A 15422-nucleotide genomic window follows, 5' to 3' on the forward strand; every position below is an offset into this window, starting at 1 on the left:
CGTTTTTATTATTTTTTGCGATTACTGAGCATGTGCTGCAGCACGGAAAATTGTGTTAGTTAGCAGTACATTCATACCTTCAAGGTAAGCACGATAGGTTGGTGATTGTGTAAAGCCAATCACCATGCCTTTACCTTGCGATTGATGAACTAATAATGGCTTATACGCAAGCTGTGCTTTATTTTGCTGCCATAGATAACCACTTGCTAGCACATCGTCCTTACCTGTGAACCATGCTAAGTTTTTACCTGAGTTCAGTTTTATTGGTGTGTAAATATCGTTACCGTAAGCCACCGCAACGAGGTTTTTATCAACCCCTGCTGTTAACCAATGCTCTTGGTCTACTTCAACATTAGCAAGTACACCCGCTACATAGTCTGGCGATGTGTGAGGCTCGATGCTTGCTGCTTTTAAATCATCACGAGATGTGAACAGCTGCCCTGCCACTTTACTGCTTTTATCATCGCTGCTGTCGGCTTTATCTTCACGGTAAGCTTGCTCACGCTTAACATCTAATAAGCCGTAATCGGCATTACTAGTAAAGCGGTTTGCATTACCAAGGGCAATCAACACGCCGCCTGCTTCAACCCAGCTTTTTAAATTAGCCGCGCCTGATTTACCGAGCCCTTGCTCGTAATCACCTTCCGGTAAAATAAGCACTTGGTAATCACTTAAATCAGCCCATGCGAGCATTGGCGTGCGAATCGCCGTGACTGGGTAACCTAGCTGTCTTTCTATAACAAAACGGGTGTTACCGGCGCTTAGCTCACTGGTGGGTGCATCCCATGCCATCGCCACTTTTGGCGCCACCATGGGCACTGTTTTGTTACTACCAAAGCTTGGGCCTTCAATCACCCAGCTAGAATTGACACCATCAACAATTGCACCAGTTTGCTCGGCGATTTTGCTAATTTTAGCAAGTAGTTCTTTGTCGTTTAAACGCTTTTCGATTACTAAGCTCCCCGCTGGGTACTTAGTTTTATCACCTAATACAAATGCTTGGTCAGCACTTTTCAGTTTAATGCCTGCTTGCAATGCTGCTGTTAAAAAGCGTGCTGCGGCCGTATCACCCCAGGCAACAACATAAGCCACTGAAGCTTCTGGATTATTCACTTTACCAAGCAATGTGTCATCGGCCAGAACCGCTTTGCTGTCTGCGCTAACAGTACGGTCACAACTATCGCTATCAACATTAAACATCATCGGCAGTGACCAACCTGTGACATCGTAAATTTCATCGTCAAGGTTACGCGCACGGCGTCTTTCTTGCTCTTTTACAAATGCCTCAGCCATATCAACTTGGTCTGTAAACGTGGTACGCACAAATACACCACGCGGCTGTGCGGTATCAATAAAATAGCTACCCGCTTTATACTTAACGCCACATGCTTTGAAGTCTTCAGTTGCTTGTTTAACTTCAACACCATGCTCAGCCATTAAGGTTGCGAGTCTATGAGCGCCTTCACGGTTACTTTGTTTAGGTAAGATATAAACACGCTCCTTGCTATCTTTACCCGAATCAATCGCATCAACTTGATATTGATAAAAATCACCCAGTAATTTTTCACGTTGATTGGCGGCACCTTCTGCGGTTGAAATTGACGCTATAAACTGACGTTTTACGGTATTAAAATAACTGAGCAGTTCACCGGTGTTTTTCTCAAACACGTGCCCTCGAGCTGAACCTACTTCGTAAGTTGATGCAGACGCCCCATAAAATACGGGCCAGCTATCGCCGTAGCCTGGGTAAAAGGCATCAAAAATTTCACGGGTAAAATAATCAAAGCCAAACTCATCAAAATACTTCGCATGATTTTGACCAATCGCATCCATATTGGCGATTTGTGTTTTTGTCATATGTGGGTTAAATGGCTGAGCAGCTGGTGCAAAGTAGTAAGATTGATCGCCGCCCATTTCATGAATATCAACCACCACTTGTGGTTTATATTTATTGATTGCAGCCACTCTTCCATTTGTTTCAGGCTGAGTAAGTGCTAACCAATCACGGTTCATATCAAACAAATAATGATTTGTTCGACCTCTTGGCCACGGCTCATTATGCTCTGCACTTAAGCGATCGGCACTGTGCTCAAGACCGACGGTTGCATAGTAACGAGTAACAAATCGCTCACGACCATCTGGGTTTTGTAATGGGTCGATAAAGACCACTGTATTGTCTAAAATTTTATTGTTAACAGCATCATTAGGGGCTGCTAATAAGTGATACGCTGTAAATAATGCGGCATCGGTTGAGCTAATTTCATTACCATGCACCGCATACTGAAGCCACACTGATGTCGGTAAGTTTTTAATCAGCGACTTAGCTTCTTTTTCAGAAGTAATTCGCGGATCAGCCAAAGCTTGTGTGTTATTCGCAAGGGTTTCTAGTGAGCGAATATGCTCAGCGGTGCCAACCACCGCATAAACCAGCTCACGCCCTTCCCAGCTATTTGCGTACTTAAACACTTTAATACGATTAGGTGCCGCCTTTTCAAGGGCACTGAGGTAACGGCGCATATCGTTATAATTAGTAATACGCTCACCTACATCATAACCAAGAACCTGCTTAAACGTAGGTATATCGGTATTGTAAACAGTACCATGCCACATCACTTCGGTATTGTTAATACTTGCAGTGGCACTAAAGCTGACAGACATTGCCATCATGCACATTGAGACTGCTTTGATTGCTCCCTTTGCTAACATATGAATTCCACCCATTAGAAAAACGTAAATAAACTAGTTATCAACATATAAAACTATTGAAAATAAGGGAATTAAAAGCGTTAGAAAGGCTTAAATTAGAGTTAACTGGAAATAACACCCCTTGTCAGCGAGAGTCATAAGTGCAAGGGGCATTAGGTGTGATTTGATTTTATGCCTTGGTCTTCAAGAAATCATACAGCTTATCTTTCAGCGCCGCTCTTTGATGTTTCTTTTCATGCATTTCACTGTCATCAATCGGAGAACTATTGAGCTCAAGTTCTCTAATTTCTTTATCCATATCATCATATCGCTGCATGGTATTTTTAAAGTGCGCATCACTTTTAGCAAGGTTGTGGATTAATTCATTAAACTCTGGGAATTCATTCAATAACGAGTGTTTTTCGCCTAGCATGGGCAACTCCTTTGATTAGAATTAGATTTCAAATTCACTGTAACATTGTGCAAAATAGAGTCAACGTCGCAACCTTGTCCGAGATCAATAATGGTGGCGATTAGGGAATAATAGTACTTGGTTAAAAATTGCTTGTGATTTAGAAAGCAAAAAGCCCCGCATTACTGCGAGGCTTTGATCTAATTTGATGAGTCAGCCAGTAAGCGATGTTTTGTATGCGCGGAGTGGATTTTCTTCCCCAAAAAAACAAAAGCCCCGCATCGCTGCGGGGCTTTAATCTAATTTGGTGAGTCAGCCAATAAGCCGGGTTCTGTCGTGGATAATCATTCGTCTAGGCCATAAATTGCTCTATGGCTCAAGCAACCTACCCGGTTCTCACGTGGGCCACGCGTTCATTATTTAAAATGATAGAACCCTATTTGGTCTTGCTCCGGGTGGAGTTTACCTTGCAACCAACTGTTACCAGTGGCTCGGTGCGCTCTTACCGCACCCTTTCACCCTTACCAACCGAAGTTGGCGGTCTCCTCTCTGCTGCACTTGTCGTAGGCTCGCGCCCCCCAGCCGTTAGCTGGCACCCTGCCCTGTGGAGCCCGGACTTTCCTCCCCCTGCGCATTTTCGTTGCAGGCAGCGATTATCTCGGCTGACTCGGCGCGCAGTATACCTGAGCGCGCACGTCTATGCAGTAAAGAATTAGTCTTTTTCGTCAATAATTGCTTTATAAAGTGCGTTTTTCTTCAACCCAAAATACTCAGCTACGACACCACAGGCTTTTTTCAGTGGCATTTCGGCTTCGAGTAAAGCAAGCATACGGCGCGCATCTTCTGGAATATCATCACTTTGCTTCGCCTTACCTGGGAGCATAAGCACAATTTCGCCGCGCTGCTTAGTTGGATCATCTGTTAAAAACTGCTTTAGCTCGGCAACGCTGCCGTTAAAGAAGGTTTCGAAGGTTTTTGTTAGCTCTTTCGCAAACACCACAGGCTGCTCTGAGCCGAGCGCCTCTTCTAAATCATCAAGGCTTGCCATAATACGGTGGGTGCTTTCATACATGATGCTGGTTATACCTGAGTTTACCGCTTCCATAAAAAAAGTTTGTCTGGCTTTACTTTTTGCTGGCGTAAATCCAATAAACTGAAAACGGTCAGTTGGTAAGCCTGAGCAGCATACCGCAGTGATCGCAGCACAAGCACCAGGCACAGGCGTTACATGTGCGCCTTGTTCACGACATAAATTGACAACTGCATAACCTGGGTCGCTAATTAATGGTGTGCCGGCATCTGATACCAGTGCAATGTTCATTCCCTGCTCAAGCCAGTCAACTATTTGCTGCGCTTTTTGTTTCTCGTTATGATCATGTAAAGCAAAGGTTTTTGCTTTGATATTAAAGTGGCTTAACAACTTCCCCGTATGACGAGTATCTTCAGCGGCTATTAAGTCAACCTCAGATAGGGTTTGAATGGCACGCTGGCTAATGTCATCAAAGTTACCAATAGGCGTGGCAACAATGTAAAGAGTGCCGATTTTATCTGAATTGTCCTCATTTAACATTGAGGTCTCCTGCGTCAGTCAGTAATATAAGCAAATCGCGTTAACGTATTGGGAAATCATTGTGCGACTTAAACTTGTTAGTCTATTAATTGTATTGTCAGGGTTATCGGCTTGTAGCACAACCGAAAAACCATCAAATAGTACAGAAAATCCATCGAGCCAATCGAGTAGTGCTCTGTCACAATTAACCGACGCACAATCTATGTATCAAACGGCACTTAATCGCCAAGGTGCTGATAAAATCCAACTACTTTATACAGCCCGAGATGCAGCGATTAGTGAAGAGCGTTGGTCTCTTTTAGAAAATATCTGTTTAGAGCTTGAAGCAACTCCCAGCGTAGACCAAATTCAAAACAAGCTTTATATTGCGTTAGCACAAGAGCAGCAAGGTAAAAGCGATCTTGCACTTGAGCAACTACGAGTACTTGAGCCTGAGCTAAGTCTGCCTGAACATAAGGCTTGGCATCAGTATTTAACGGGTCGAGTTTACGCATCACAAGGTTTGCCAAAACAAGCCATGCCCTATTATTTTGCGGCTTCAACAATTAGTAATGATAACAACTTTAGCGTTGCAAATTTAAATCAGGATTTATGGCATAGCCTTACTCAGCTTTCATCGTATGCACTAGAGCGCTTTAACCGCGGTTCTGTTGTGCAACAAGGTTGGGTTAATTTAGCGCTTTATCATCAAGTATATTTAGGGGCGCCGGTTGAATTGCATCAAGCGATGAACAACTGGATGCGACGCTATCCAGGTCACCCTGCCGCAGAGGTTTTACCTAAGAAAGTCACTGAGCTTGTGCAAGTTGAGCCTCTTAATGTCAACCGTTTAGCGGTGCTTATTCCACAGTCAGGCGCGAATGAACGTTTAGGCGATGCACTCAAAGCAGGAGTACTCGCTGCACTTGATAACAATCCGCTAGAAGAAACCTTATTTATAGACGAATCGCTGTCAGCGGCAGAAATTGCCCTAAAACTCAGTGAATTTAAAGCCGATTTTGTTATTGGCCCTTTACTCAAAAGCAATATTGAAAAATTAAGCACAGCGCAAACACTTATTGATTACCCTGTTATGCACCTAAATACGTTTGATGGTGAACGAGTGTCTCAACAGCACTTTTTCTTTGCTTTAAACCCTGAACATGAAGTGCAACAAGCACTTGAGCGCTTTTTAACAGCGGGTTACCAAAAACCTATGCTGCTGGCACCAAATAATAGTAATGGCCAACGCTTAGTTGAATACTTCAACCAGCAGTGGCAACGCTATAGTGAGGTTAAACCACAAGTTGGCTTTTACGCTAGTAAAAATGATATGCCTAAAACTATTACAGGCTTATTAGAAGTAGACCAAAGTAAAGAGCGCATTAAAGTAGTTAAGTCATTATTTAGGCAAGAGGTTGAGAGCGAAACGCGATCGCGTAGCGATGTGGATGTTATCTATATTCTTGGAGATGCAACTGAGACACGCCTAATTAAGCCTTACTTAGATGTTAATGTCAGTACTTTTGCTGAACGTATTCCGCTTTACGCTAGTTCAAAAAGTCATAGTAAGCAAATAGATAGAACTGACAAAGGTGACCTAGATGGCCTTTATTTCACGGAACTCCCTTGGATGCTCGAAGGTCAAATAAAGCAACATAACTTGCGTCAGCAATATGAGCGCCTTTGGCCTGAAAATGCCGATATTAACCAGCGTTTATTTGCGATGACCTATGATGCAACCAGTATGCTAGGAAGCGTAAAACAATTGAGTATGGTTGCAGGCAAGCGCTTTAATGGTATCAGCGGCGAGTTGAGCATTGCCAGCAATGGCCATGTCACACGTTCTTTAGATTGGGCGCAATATAAGAATAAACAAATTATTGCTGTTGATTTAGCAACTGAGCAACCTATACCGTTATTCATGCAGTCAGCTTCAGGAATTAGCTCTGCAGAATAGCCAATAAGATTCAAGGATGAGGTCATGTCGTGGTTCAAAGAGTTATGGCAAAATAGCCGCGAGAAAGGTTTATATTATGAAAAGCAAGCCGAAAGCTACCTGAAGCAGCACGGCTTAAAAACCATTGAGTGTAATTACTTATGCCAATATGGTGAGCTTGATCTCATTATGCGAGAAGGCAATACACTCGTATTTGTCGAAGTGAAGTTTAGAAAGAACAAACTTCGTGGTGGCGCAAATTATGCGCTTAGCCAACAAAAGCAGCAACGGCTTAGGCGAACTATCGCCCATTACCTTGCAGATAAAAAATTACCCAACCAGCGTATGCGCATTGATTACGTCGCCATAACAGGTGAACAAGATAGTGAAATAAACTGGTTTAGAAATGTATATTAACATCAAAGGCCAACAAGCCTTATTGGTAGGTTATGCAAGAAACTATTAAAAAGATTTTTACCGAAAATATTCAAGTCCAAATAGCCGCTGGTGAAGTTTTGCCAAGTGCTCTTGAGTCTGCAGCATTTACCATTGCACAAAGTCTTATAAATGGAAATAAGTTACTTTGCTGCGGTACCGCCAGCTGTCATATGCTTGCACAACATATGGCAGGCTTACTGATTAACTTTTATGAAACTGAACGCCCTTGCCTACCCGCTGTTGCGCTTGCACAAGAGCAAGTTAACCTTGGCCAAAGCAATCATAACGATGAACATGAAGCTTTTGCGAGACAAATTCGCGCTTTTGCTCAAGAAGGTGACTTATTACTCGCTATTGCAGTGAATGGCAATGAGAAACAAATTATTTCTGCTGTAGAGGCTGCGCTAACCCGCGATATGAAAGTCATTGTATTAGTCGGTGATGATGGCGGAGAATTAGTTGGTTTATTAGGCCCTAACGATGTAGAGATCCGCGTCCCTTCAAAACGCCCAAGTCGAATTGTTGAATCTCATCTCGTTAATTTACACTGCTTAGGTGAGCTTATTGATTTAACCTTATTCCCACAGGAAGAAAACAATGTTTAAACAGTCTCTTATTGTCATAAGTACCGTATTACTTCTACAGGGTTGCGCTGCAGCAGTCGTTGCTGGCACAGCAGGTGCTGTTACCTCAGCCAATGATCGCCGTACAATAGGCTCACAAATTGATGACAACAACATTGAAATTAAAAGCTCTATTGCTATAAGTGAAAATGAGCGCCTACACAAGTTTGCCAATGTCAATGTAATCAGTGTGAATGGCATTGTACTGATGATTGGGCAAGTTGCTAACCAAGAAATGAAAAACGAAGCACAACGTGCTATCGAAGGCGTGGATGGCATACGTAAAATTCATAACCAAATTCGTATAAGCTCAAATATTGGTATGAGCACGCAAACTCACGACTCATGGCTAACATCAAAAGTAAAAACGCAATTACTCACCACAGAGAACATCAGTAGCAATAATATAAAAGTGGTTACAGAGAATGGCGAAGTCTTTTTAATGGGCTTAGTGAGCAATACAGAAGCTAATTTAGCCGTTGAAGTGGCACGTAATGTTTCAGGTGTTGAACGAGTCATTAAGGTATTCGAATACCTATAACTTTTACCACTAATAATAAAAAACCCGCTACGAAGCGGGTTTTTTGTAAGTCTGAAAGGTTATTTAATCACTCGTAAGTGAGACCCTTTTTTCTTCTCTGGTTTAGTCGGCGGCTCATCATCTGGCGTAATATCGTCAGGTGTTTCAACACTTTCTAATACCGGAGCAAACTCTTCTTCGTCCTCGATGAATTCTTCTGCAGTAAATACAGTCCCTTCACCATTCTCACGTGCGTAAATTGCGAGTACAGCGCCCATGGGTACGTATACTTGCATAGGCTGTCCACCAAAGCGTGCATTAAAGCTTAGCTGTTGGTTATCCATAGCAAAATTTGTAACTGCCGATGGGCTAATGTTTAAAACGATCTGGCCGTCTTGAACAAACTGAGTTGGCACTTGTACAGCAGGAAAATCAGCGTTCACAACTAAATGCGGTGTGCACTGATTATCAACAATCCAATCAAAGAAAGCGCGTAGTAAATAAGGACGATTAGGCGTCATTATAAACGGATCTCACGCTCAGCTTCAGTTAGTGAAGCTTGGAATGATTCGCGCTCAAATAAACGCAACATGTATTCTTTAAGCTCTTTCGCGCCTGCACCAGTAAGCTCTATACCAAGTTCTGGTAAACGCCAAAGTAGTGGCGCTAAGTAACAATCAACTAGGCTGAACTCTTCACTCATGAAGTAAGGCGCTTCAGAGAAGATAGGAGCAATTGCAAGTAATGCTTCTGTCAGCTCTTTACGCGCTTGAGCTGCTTCACTGCTACCGCTTGAGATTTTGTTAGCTAAGCTATACCAGTCAGTATCAATGCGATGCATCATTAGACGACTACGGCCACGCATAACCGGATAAACTGGCATTAGTGGAGGATGAGGAAAACGTTCATCAAGGTATTCCATGATGATGTTTGCCTGATATAAACCAAGCTCACGATCGATCAGTGTGGGTACTGTACCGTAAGGGTTAATTTCATGAAGTGCTTCTGGCAGGTTATCCTTTTCAGCCAGGTGAATGTCAACACTTACACCTTTTTCAGCAAGTACAATACGTACTTGATGGCTATACATACAGTTAGCACCAGAAAACAGGGTCATTACAGGGCGCTTATTGGCAGCTACGGCCATGCCTACCTCCATTATATTACAAAAACAGCAATAGGGGCTTAAGCCCCTATCACAAAATTACCTTTCAACATGCCCAGGATTAGTGAACATCTCTCCAGTATTCTTTCTTCAGCATGAATGCCAAGATAAATAGAATCACTAGGAAACCAATTACCTTAAGACCTAACGCTTCTGACTCTAAACGTGACGGTTCGCCAACATAAGCCAAGAAGTTAGTTAAGTCACGAGCAGCACGGTCGTACTCATCGTCACTCATTTCACCGGTACCATCTGTTTCAGTGCCAACAACTTTAGTCACAGTATGACCATGTTCTTCGACTTCTTCAGTGATTGGTGTTGGTAAACCCTGCAGCTCTTGAAGAACATGAGGCATACCTACCGATGGGAAAACAATATTATTTACGCCAAACGGACGTGATTCGTCTTTATAGAACGACTTCAGATATGTATAAATCCAGTCAGTTCCACGAACACGTGCTACAAGTGTTAAGTCTGGTGGCGCAGCACCAAACCACTTAGCAGCATCTTCTTTACCGATCGCGTTTTTGATATGGCTACCTACTTTTGAACCGTCAAAAATAAGTTGTTCTTGACCAATTTCAGTAGGAATACCGATATCGCGGAACGTACGTTCATAACGCTGATACTGCATTTGGTGACAACCAAGACAGTAGTTCATGAACAATTTAGCACCACGTTGTAAAGACGCATTGTCTTTTAGGTCAATGTTCGCATCCATTAACGGAACCGAAGGACCTGCTGCCATTGTCAACGATGGCAACAATGCGAATAAACCGATAATTAGCTTTTTCATCATTTCGTCAACCTCGTTGGTAATGGCTTAGTTTTCTCATTCTTACTGTAAACAAATAACAATACGAAGAACATGAAGTATGTCACAGTCGTGATTTGTGATAACAGCGTTTTGAAATCAGTTTGTGGTGTTGCACCAACCCAACCCAAGATAATGAAAGTTACCACGAATTGAGCAATGTTTAACTTGTGTAAGCCACAACGATAACGAATAGAGCGAACCGAACCACGGTCAATCCAAGGTAGTAACGCAAGCACTACGATAGATGCACCCATCGCGATAACACCAATTAGTTTATCTGGGATAGCACGCAGAATCGCATAGAATGGCGTGAAGTACCAAACAGGGAAAATGTGCTCAGGTGTTTTCAGTGGGTTCGCAGCTTCGAAGTTTGGCGCTTCTAAGAAGAAACCATTCATCGCAGGCATAAAGAATACAACCCAACAGAATAAGATTAAGAAACCAACCACACCCACAATATCTTTTACTGTGTAGTAAGGGTGGAACGGGATTGCATCAACAATGTCTTTCTTGTTGGTGTAATACTCGTGGAATTTGAATTTAGGTTTATCTTCTTCAGCAACAGAACCTTTCTTACGCTTGATTTCAACACCATCTGGGTTGTTTGAACCCACTTCGTGGAGTGCAACAATGTGTAAGAATACTAAAATAACGATAACTAAAGGTAACGCAATTACGTGAAGCGCGAAGAAGCGGTTAAGCGTTGCACCAGAGATTACGTAGTCACCACGGATCCAAAGCGTTAAGTCATCACCAATAACCGGAATCGCACCGAATAGTGAAATGATTACCTGTGCGCCCCAGAAAGACATTTGTCCCCAAGGAAGTAAGTAACCCATGAAAGCTTCAGCCATAAGTGCTAAGAAGATGAACATACCGAATAACCACAGTAACTCACGTGGTTTTTGGTAAGAGCCGTAGATCATGCCACGGAACATGTGCAGATAAACAACGATAAAGAACGCTGAAGCACCTGTTGAGTGAAGGTAACGAAGTAACCAGCCGTATTCAACATCACGCATGATGTATTCTACCGATGCGAAAGCACCCTCAGCAGACGGCACGAAGTTCATTGTTAACCAAATACCCGTTACGATTTGGTTAACAAGTACTAACATGGCTAATGAGCCAAAGAAGTACCAGAAGTTAAAGTTTTTTGGTGCTGGATACTGTGCGATATGCATGTTCCAAACACGTGTCATTGGAATACGATCGTCGATCCAACCAATAATTTTACCAAACATTATGCCACTCCTTCTTCTTCACCGACTAAGATAGTCGTGTCATCAATGAAGGTGTACGGAGGGATTTCTAGATTTAATGGCGCAGGTACAGATTGGAATACACGACCAGCCATATCAAATTTAGAACCATGACACGGACAGAAGAAACCGTCATCTGTGCCCTCTACTTTTTCACCAAAGCCACCTTGTAAGAAGCTCGGAGAACAACCTAAGTGTGTACAAATACCCACAGCAACGAAAATCTCTGGTCGTTGTGAACGGTATTCATTGGTTGATGATTCAGGTTGTTGAGGCTCTTCAGATGCAGGATCACGAAGTTGACCTTCATGCTCTTTCATCTGTTCAAGCATTCTCGGGGTACGTGATATAACCCATACAGGCTTACCACGCCACTCGACACGTATTAATTGTCCTGACTCAAGCTTGCTGATATCTACTTCTACAGGCGCACCCGCAGATTTAGCTCGCTCACTTGGATTCCAAGACGCAATAAAAGGAACAGCAGCCCCAGCCGCACCAACACCACCAACAACAGAGGTAGCTATGGTTAAAAAGCGACGTCGGCCATTGTCTACAGGCGCATTGCTCATCCACTTATCTCCACTATGATTCCCAACACTTGCCATATTGAGAACATCAGTTACAGCAGGTTAATTTTTAGAAATTTCAAAATAGACGCGATCATAATTAAAAGCCTTGATTAAAACAAGGTTATTCACAGTCTCATGCTTGAATAAACCCGTTTTAATACTTTATTAATTTGGGTTAGCTCGAGTATGAAGCCGCTATTTATGATAACGCATATAAAAAAACAATATACTGACCAAGATCAACCTCACTAAGAGGAAACAGAATTCTGTATTAGCTGTTGTTGAACTCACTCACATTACTTGCCCTCCAATTGTAGCAAAAAAATTCATCAATTAACTGATGGATTTAAGCTAATTTTGCTAAATCATGAAGTTTTTTTACTGTAATACGTAGGAATTACTAAGAGCGGTTAAATATCGAGCGAAAAAAAGAAACATCTGTGCGTAAAGGATGCTTGATTTTGCTCCCCCTCTATAACGAATTGAGAGTCAGCCATTTAAAGTGAGGAATGAGAATATGGTTTGTGAGTTAACCGTGGCGGCTGAATAAATCAATACACTTTTTACACGAAAACAAAAAACCCAGCCGAAGCTGGGTTTTTGGTATTCTGATAAACGTAAATATTAACGTTTTGAGAATTGTGGACGCTTACGTGCTTTCTTAAGACCCACTTTCTTACGCTCAACTTTACGTGCATCACGTGTAACGAAACCTGCTTTACGAAGTGTAGGACGTAGTGACTCGTCAAACTCCATAAGTGCACGAGTGATACCGTGACGGATAGCACCAGCTTGACCAGTAGTACCACCACCTGAAACAGTGATGTGTAGGTCAAACTTTTCAGTCATTTCTACGTGCTCTAATGCTTGACGAACAACCATGCGAGCAGTCTCACGACCAAAGTACTCTTCTAGAGAGCGCTTGTTGATTACGATGTTACCAGTGCCTGGGCGTAAGAATACGCGAGCACTTGAACTTTTACGACGACCTGTACCGTAGTATTGATTTGCCATGATAGTGCTCCTTAAATGTCTAGAACCTGAGGCTGTTGTGCAGCATGGTTGTGCTCAGTACCCGCGTAAACTTTAAGTTTACGGTACATTGCGCGGCCTAAAGGACCACGTGGCAACATGCCTTTAACAGCTTTTTCGATAATCATTTCAGGCTTTGCAGCTTGAAGCTTGTCGAAAGTAGTAGACTTAAGACCACCTGGGAAACCAGTATGAGCGTGGTACATTTTGTCTTTTGCTTTATTACCAGTAACAGTCACTTTCTCTGCGTTGATAACGATGATGTAATCACCAGTATCTACGTGAGGAGTGTACTCAGCTTTATGCTTACCGCGTAGGCGACGAGCGATTTCAGTAGCGATGCGACCTAAAGTTTTACCTTCAGCGTCAACTACGTACCAGTCACGTTTTACTGTTTCTGGCTTAGCAACAAACGTTTTCATTTATTAAAATCCAATGTTTTCTTATTTAAAACCACAGGTAATTATCATTAATTACCGCTCTAAGTTGAATGCTTTAACCCCTTCGAGTTTAAGACTTTGAGCCATCAATTAGAGGCTAAACTAATATCAGGCAATAGAACGCAACGTGGCAGACGCGGGAGTATACCAGCACTTAAACCACATTGCTATATGATGGTCGTTTTTTATTCTAAAAAATAAAGCATAGCCGCTAGGCTTGTCAGGCACATTTCAAAGAAAGAAATTGCGCCAACAGCTTTATGCCAAATGCTCTTTTGCTAAATATTCGAGCGATTGCATTTCTTGTAATCGGCTAATGCAACGCTTAAATTCAAAATTTAAATTTCCCTCGCTATACAGCTCGGTTATTGGCTTTTCAGCGGAGATAATCAGGGTTACATGACGCTCATAAAATTCATCCACTAAGGCGATAAAACGACGTGCCGCATCATCATTAGCCTGACCAAGTGCTTTTACGTTCGACAAAATCACCGTATTATAAAGTCGGCTTATTTCCATATAATCGACTTGACTGCGAGCTGTTTCGCACAGTTCACTAAACTCAAACATGGCAATACAGTCTGAAACTTTACGGGTTTTGATCATCCGCCCTTCAATTTCAATTGCCTTATCAAGCACACCTGGCTCAGGCGACAATTTATCGAAATATTCAAATAAATTTTCATCAGCCTGCTTATCAAGCGGGCTATGGAAAATCTCAGCCTGCTCTAGTGTACGTAATCGGTAATCAATGCCAGAATCAACATTGACGATTTCGGTATTCGCTTTTACCAACTCAATCGCTGGTAAAAAACGGGCCCGTTGTAAACCGTTACGATACAGCTCATCAGGCACAATGTTTGACGTCGCAACGAGCACAATGCCGCGTTCAAATAATGCTTCCATCAAACCACCTAGCAGCATTGCATCGGTAATATCTTGTACAAAGAACTCATCGAAACAGATAATGTCTGTTTCGGACTTAAAGATATCGGCAACAACGTTCAATGGATTACGGGTGTTTTTTAACTTTTTAAGCTCATCATGCACGCGATGCATAAAACGGTGAAAGTGCACACGCATTTTACGTTCGGTGGGTAAAGCTTCGTAAAACGTATCAACTAAATAGGTCTTACCTCTGCCCACTCCGCCCCAAAAATACAGCCCTTTTATGCTAGGCGTGCTATCTTTAGAGAATAGTTTGGCAAACCATCCCTTCGCGGCGGGTTTGTCTGCCGTTAGGTCATCATAGAGTCTTTGCAAATGGCGCACTGCATTTTCTTGCGCTGCATCATGTACAAAGTCTTCTCGCTGTAAATCTTGTTGGTATTTTTGCCAAGGAGTCATAGGTCGTTACAATAAAACACAGTTAAATTTGCACAGTATATTAACACGCATCGTATCTCAGGGTATATTAACCCGCAGTATGATTTCACAATCACATTAAGCTTTTTTTAATATAGATTGGACTATAAAGGCTTCAACAGCATAGTTTTTGTTATTTTTCCCAAAGGGGTAGGTTTATGGGTACTATTACCTGGATAGGTATTTTAATCATTGTTGCAATCTCGGCATTCTTCATTGGCGCATTTGTAACTAAAAAGCAATTTAAACAAGACGAATTAGAAGAGCAAGTTGAACAAGCCAACAATGCACTTGAGCAATATCGCCAAGATGTTGCTGATCATCTCGCAAGCACAGGTAAACTAGTATCTAAAATGAAGGATAACTATGACCAATTGCTTAACCATGTTGAAGAAACAAATAAGTTATTACTTGCTGATAAGAAGCAGCACCCTGCTGAGCCTTTCTTTTCGAAAGAAACCACTGAGCAGCTACAAAACTCATTAAAAGATCGCAGCAGCGATCGCTCAAACGCCGAGGCTCAGCCAGCTGACTACGTTGTTGGTGAGAGTGGCTTGTTTGCCGGTGAAAATAAAGTTTCAGAACATTCTAAAGCCTCTTGAT

Annotated in this window: 16 protein-coding genes and 1 other RNA gene; 5 read left to right on the forward strand and 12 right to left on the reverse strand. The window is 42.3% G+C overall.

The genetic code is table 11. From position 1 onward, the window contains the following. Positions 1–21: 21 nt before the first annotated feature. The 4 genes from L0Z67_RS14635 to rsmI form a co-directional block, all read right to left on the reverse strand. A complete protein-coding gene (locus tag L0Z67_RS14635; RefSeq protein WP_405128192.1) occupies positions 22–2706 on the reverse strand; it encodes a M14 family metallopeptidase in 2685 nt (894 codons plus the stop codon). Positions 2707–2875: 169 nt separating this feature from the next. After that, positions 2876–3118 carry a YdcH family protein gene (locus L0Z67_RS14640; RefSeq protein ID WP_237114478.1) on the reverse strand — a complete coding sequence of 81 codons (243 nt, stop codon included), beginning with the start codon at positions 3116–3118 and terminating at the stop codon, positions 2876–2878. A 283-nt stretch (positions 3119–3401) separates the two neighbouring features. Beyond that, an RNA gene (rnpB, locus tag L0Z67_RS14645) (RNase P RNA component class A) lies at positions 3402–3767 on the reverse strand. A gap of 42 nt (positions 3768–3809) precedes the next feature. Beyond that, the gene (rsmI, locus tag L0Z67_RS14650; RefSeq protein WP_062568584.1) at positions 3810–4667 is read right to left on the reverse strand and encodes a 16S rRNA (cytidine(1402)-2'-O)-methyltransferase; all 858 of its coding nucleotides are present in this window, start codon (positions 4665–4667) and stop codon (positions 3810–3812) included. A gap of 61 nt (positions 4668–4728) precedes the next feature. Between rsmI and L0Z67_RS14655 the strand changes: the two genes are divergently transcribed. From L0Z67_RS14655 to dolP, 4 genes are read left to right on the forward strand one after another with little or no spacing between them, the layout of a single operon-like run. Further along, positions 4729–6606, forward strand: a complete 1878-nt coding sequence (locus tag L0Z67_RS14655; protein WP_405128193.1) for a penicillin-binding protein activator — start codon at positions 4729–4731, stop codon at positions 6604–6606. A gap of 24 nt (positions 6607–6630) precedes the next feature. Further along, positions 6631–7002, forward strand: a complete 372-nt coding sequence (locus L0Z67_RS14660) for a YraN family protein (RefSeq protein ID WP_062568582.1) — start codon at positions 6631–6633, stop codon at positions 7000–7002. Between the two features lie 32 nt (positions 7003–7034). Beyond that, complete coding sequence (locus L0Z67_RS14665; protein ID WP_062568581.1) at positions 7035–7628, forward strand: SIS domain-containing protein; 594 nt, start codon at positions 7035–7037, stop codon at positions 7626–7628. After that, positions 7621–8187 (forward strand): division/outer membrane stress-associated lipid-binding lipoprotein, encoded by a 567-nt coding sequence (gene dolP, locus L0Z67_RS14670; protein WP_062568580.1) that lies wholly within the window; start codon positions 7621–7623, stop codon positions 8185–8187. The genes L0Z67_RS14665 and dolP overlap by 8 nt, the downstream gene beginning before the upstream one ends. 59 nt (positions 8188–8246) lie before the next feature. Here dolP and L0Z67_RS14675 read toward each other — a convergent pair whose 3' ends face one another. The 8 genes from L0Z67_RS14675 to zapE form a co-directional block, all read right to left on the reverse strand. After that, on the reverse strand, positions 8247–8687 hold the full coding sequence (locus tag L0Z67_RS14675; protein WP_062568579.1) for a ClpXP protease specificity-enhancing factor: 441 nt from the start codon (positions 8685–8687) through the stop codon (positions 8247–8249). Continuing rightward, positions 8687–9313, reverse strand: a complete 627-nt coding sequence (gene sspA / locus L0Z67_RS14680; RefSeq protein WP_062568578.1) for a stringent starvation protein SspA — start codon at positions 9311–9313, stop codon at positions 8687–8689. The genes L0Z67_RS14675 and sspA overlap by 1 nt, the downstream gene beginning before the upstream one ends. Before the next feature lie 79 nt (positions 9314–9392). After that, on the reverse strand, positions 9393–10130 hold the full coding sequence (locus L0Z67_RS14685; RefSeq protein ID WP_062568577.1) for a cytochrome c1: 738 nt from the start codon (positions 10128–10130) through the stop codon (positions 9393–9395). After that, positions 10127–11392 (reverse strand): cytochrome b N-terminal domain-containing protein, encoded by a 1266-nt coding sequence (locus L0Z67_RS14690; protein ID WP_062568576.1) that lies wholly within the window; start codon positions 11390–11392, stop codon positions 10127–10129. Before L0Z67_RS14690 ends, L0Z67_RS14685 begins: the two co-directional genes overlap by 4 nt. Further along, positions 11392–11982: a ubiquinol-cytochrome c reductase iron-sulfur subunit gene (gene petA, locus L0Z67_RS14695; RefSeq protein WP_062568575.1), complete on the reverse strand. Its 591-nt coding sequence runs from the start codon at positions 11980–11982 to the stop codon at positions 11392–11394. The genes L0Z67_RS14690 and petA overlap by 1 nt, the downstream gene beginning before the upstream one ends. Positions 11983–12606: 624 nt before the next feature. Next, positions 12607–12999 (reverse strand): 30S ribosomal protein S9, encoded by a 393-nt coding sequence (gene rpsI / locus L0Z67_RS14700; protein WP_095209788.1) that lies wholly within the window; start codon positions 12997–12999, stop codon positions 12607–12609. Positions 13000–13007: 8 nt separating this feature from the next. Then, positions 13008–13436 carry a 50S ribosomal protein L13 gene (rplM, locus tag L0Z67_RS14705; protein WP_062568574.1) on the reverse strand — a complete coding sequence of 143 codons (429 nt, stop codon included), beginning with the start codon at positions 13434–13436 and terminating at the stop codon, positions 13008–13010. Positions 13437–13712: 276 nt separating this feature from the next. After that, positions 13713–14801, reverse strand: a complete 1089-nt coding sequence (gene zapE, locus L0Z67_RS14710) for a cell division protein ZapE (RefSeq protein ID WP_193987850.1) — start codon at positions 14799–14801, stop codon at positions 13713–13715. 176 nt (positions 14802–14977) lie between these two features. On the opposite strand from zapE, the gene L0Z67_RS14715 reads away from it, so the two are divergent. Continuing rightward, entirely contained in the window at positions 14978–15421 is a 444-nt protein-coding gene (locus L0Z67_RS14715) for a YhcB family protein (RefSeq protein ID WP_062568572.1), read from the forward strand. The last annotated feature ends 1 nt before the right edge of the window (position 15422 follow it).

The organism is Pseudoalteromonas sp. PB2-1, assembly GCF_045040605.1.
In the GTDB taxonomy this organism is placed as follows: Bacteria; Pseudomonadota; Gammaproteobacteria; order Enterobacterales; family Alteromonadaceae; genus Pseudoalteromonas; species Pseudoalteromonas arabiensis.

What these genes read in the sequence shown, in the direction of transcription:
- L0Z67_RS14635 (WP_405128192.1), bottom strand. Translation starts at nt 2,706, where the DNA reads ATGTTAGCAAAGGGAGCAATCAAAGCAGTCTCAATGTGCATGATGGCA.
- L0Z67_RS14640 (WP_237114478.1), bottom strand. Translation starts at nt 3,118, where the DNA reads ATGCTAGGCGAAAAACACTCGTTATTGAATGAATTCCCAGAGTTTAAT.
- rsmI (WP_062568584.1), bottom strand. Translation starts at nt 4,667, where the DNA reads ATGTTAAATGAGGACAATTCAGATAAAATCGGCACTCTTTACATTGTT.
- L0Z67_RS14660 (WP_062568582.1), top strand. Translation starts at nt 6,631, where the DNA reads ATGTCGTGGTTCAAAGAGTTATGGCAAAATAGCCGCGAGAAAGGTTTA.
- L0Z67_RS14665 (WP_062568581.1), top strand. Translation starts at nt 7,035, where the DNA reads ATGCAAGAAACTATTAAAAAGATTTTTACCGAAAATATTCAAGTCCAA.
- dolP (WP_062568580.1), top strand. Translation starts at nt 7,621, where the DNA reads ATGTTTAAACAGTCTCTTATTGTCATAAGTACCGTATTACTTCTACAG.
- L0Z67_RS14675 (WP_062568579.1), bottom strand. Translation starts at nt 8,687, where the DNA reads ATGACGCCTAATCGTCCTTATTTACTACGCGCTTTCTTTGATTGGATT.
- sspA (WP_062568578.1), bottom strand. Translation starts at nt 9,313, where the DNA reads ATGGCCGTAGCTGCCAATAAGCGCCCTGTAATGACCCTGTTTTCTGGT.
- L0Z67_RS14685 (WP_062568577.1), bottom strand. Translation starts at nt 10,130, where the DNA reads ATGATGAAAAAGCTAATTATCGGTTTATTCGCATTGTTGCCATCGTTG.
- L0Z67_RS14690 (WP_062568576.1), bottom strand. Translation starts at nt 11,392, where the DNA reads ATGTTTGGTAAAATTATTGGTTGGATCGACGATCGTATTCCAATGACA.
- petA (WP_062568575.1), bottom strand. Translation starts at nt 11,982, where the DNA reads ATGAGCAATGCGCCTGTAGACAATGGCCGACGTCGCTTTTTAACCATA.
- rplM (WP_062568574.1), bottom strand. Translation starts at nt 13,436, where the DNA reads ATGAAAACGTTTGTTGCTAAGCCAGAAACAGTAAAACGTGACTGGTAC.
- zapE (WP_193987850.1), bottom strand. Translation starts at nt 14,801, where the DNA reads ATGACTCCTTGGCAAAAATACCAACAAGATTTACAGCGAGAAGACTTT.
- L0Z67_RS14715 (WP_062568572.1), top strand. Translation starts at nt 14,978, where the DNA reads ATGGGTACTATTACCTGGATAGGTATTTTAATCATTGTTGCAATCTCG.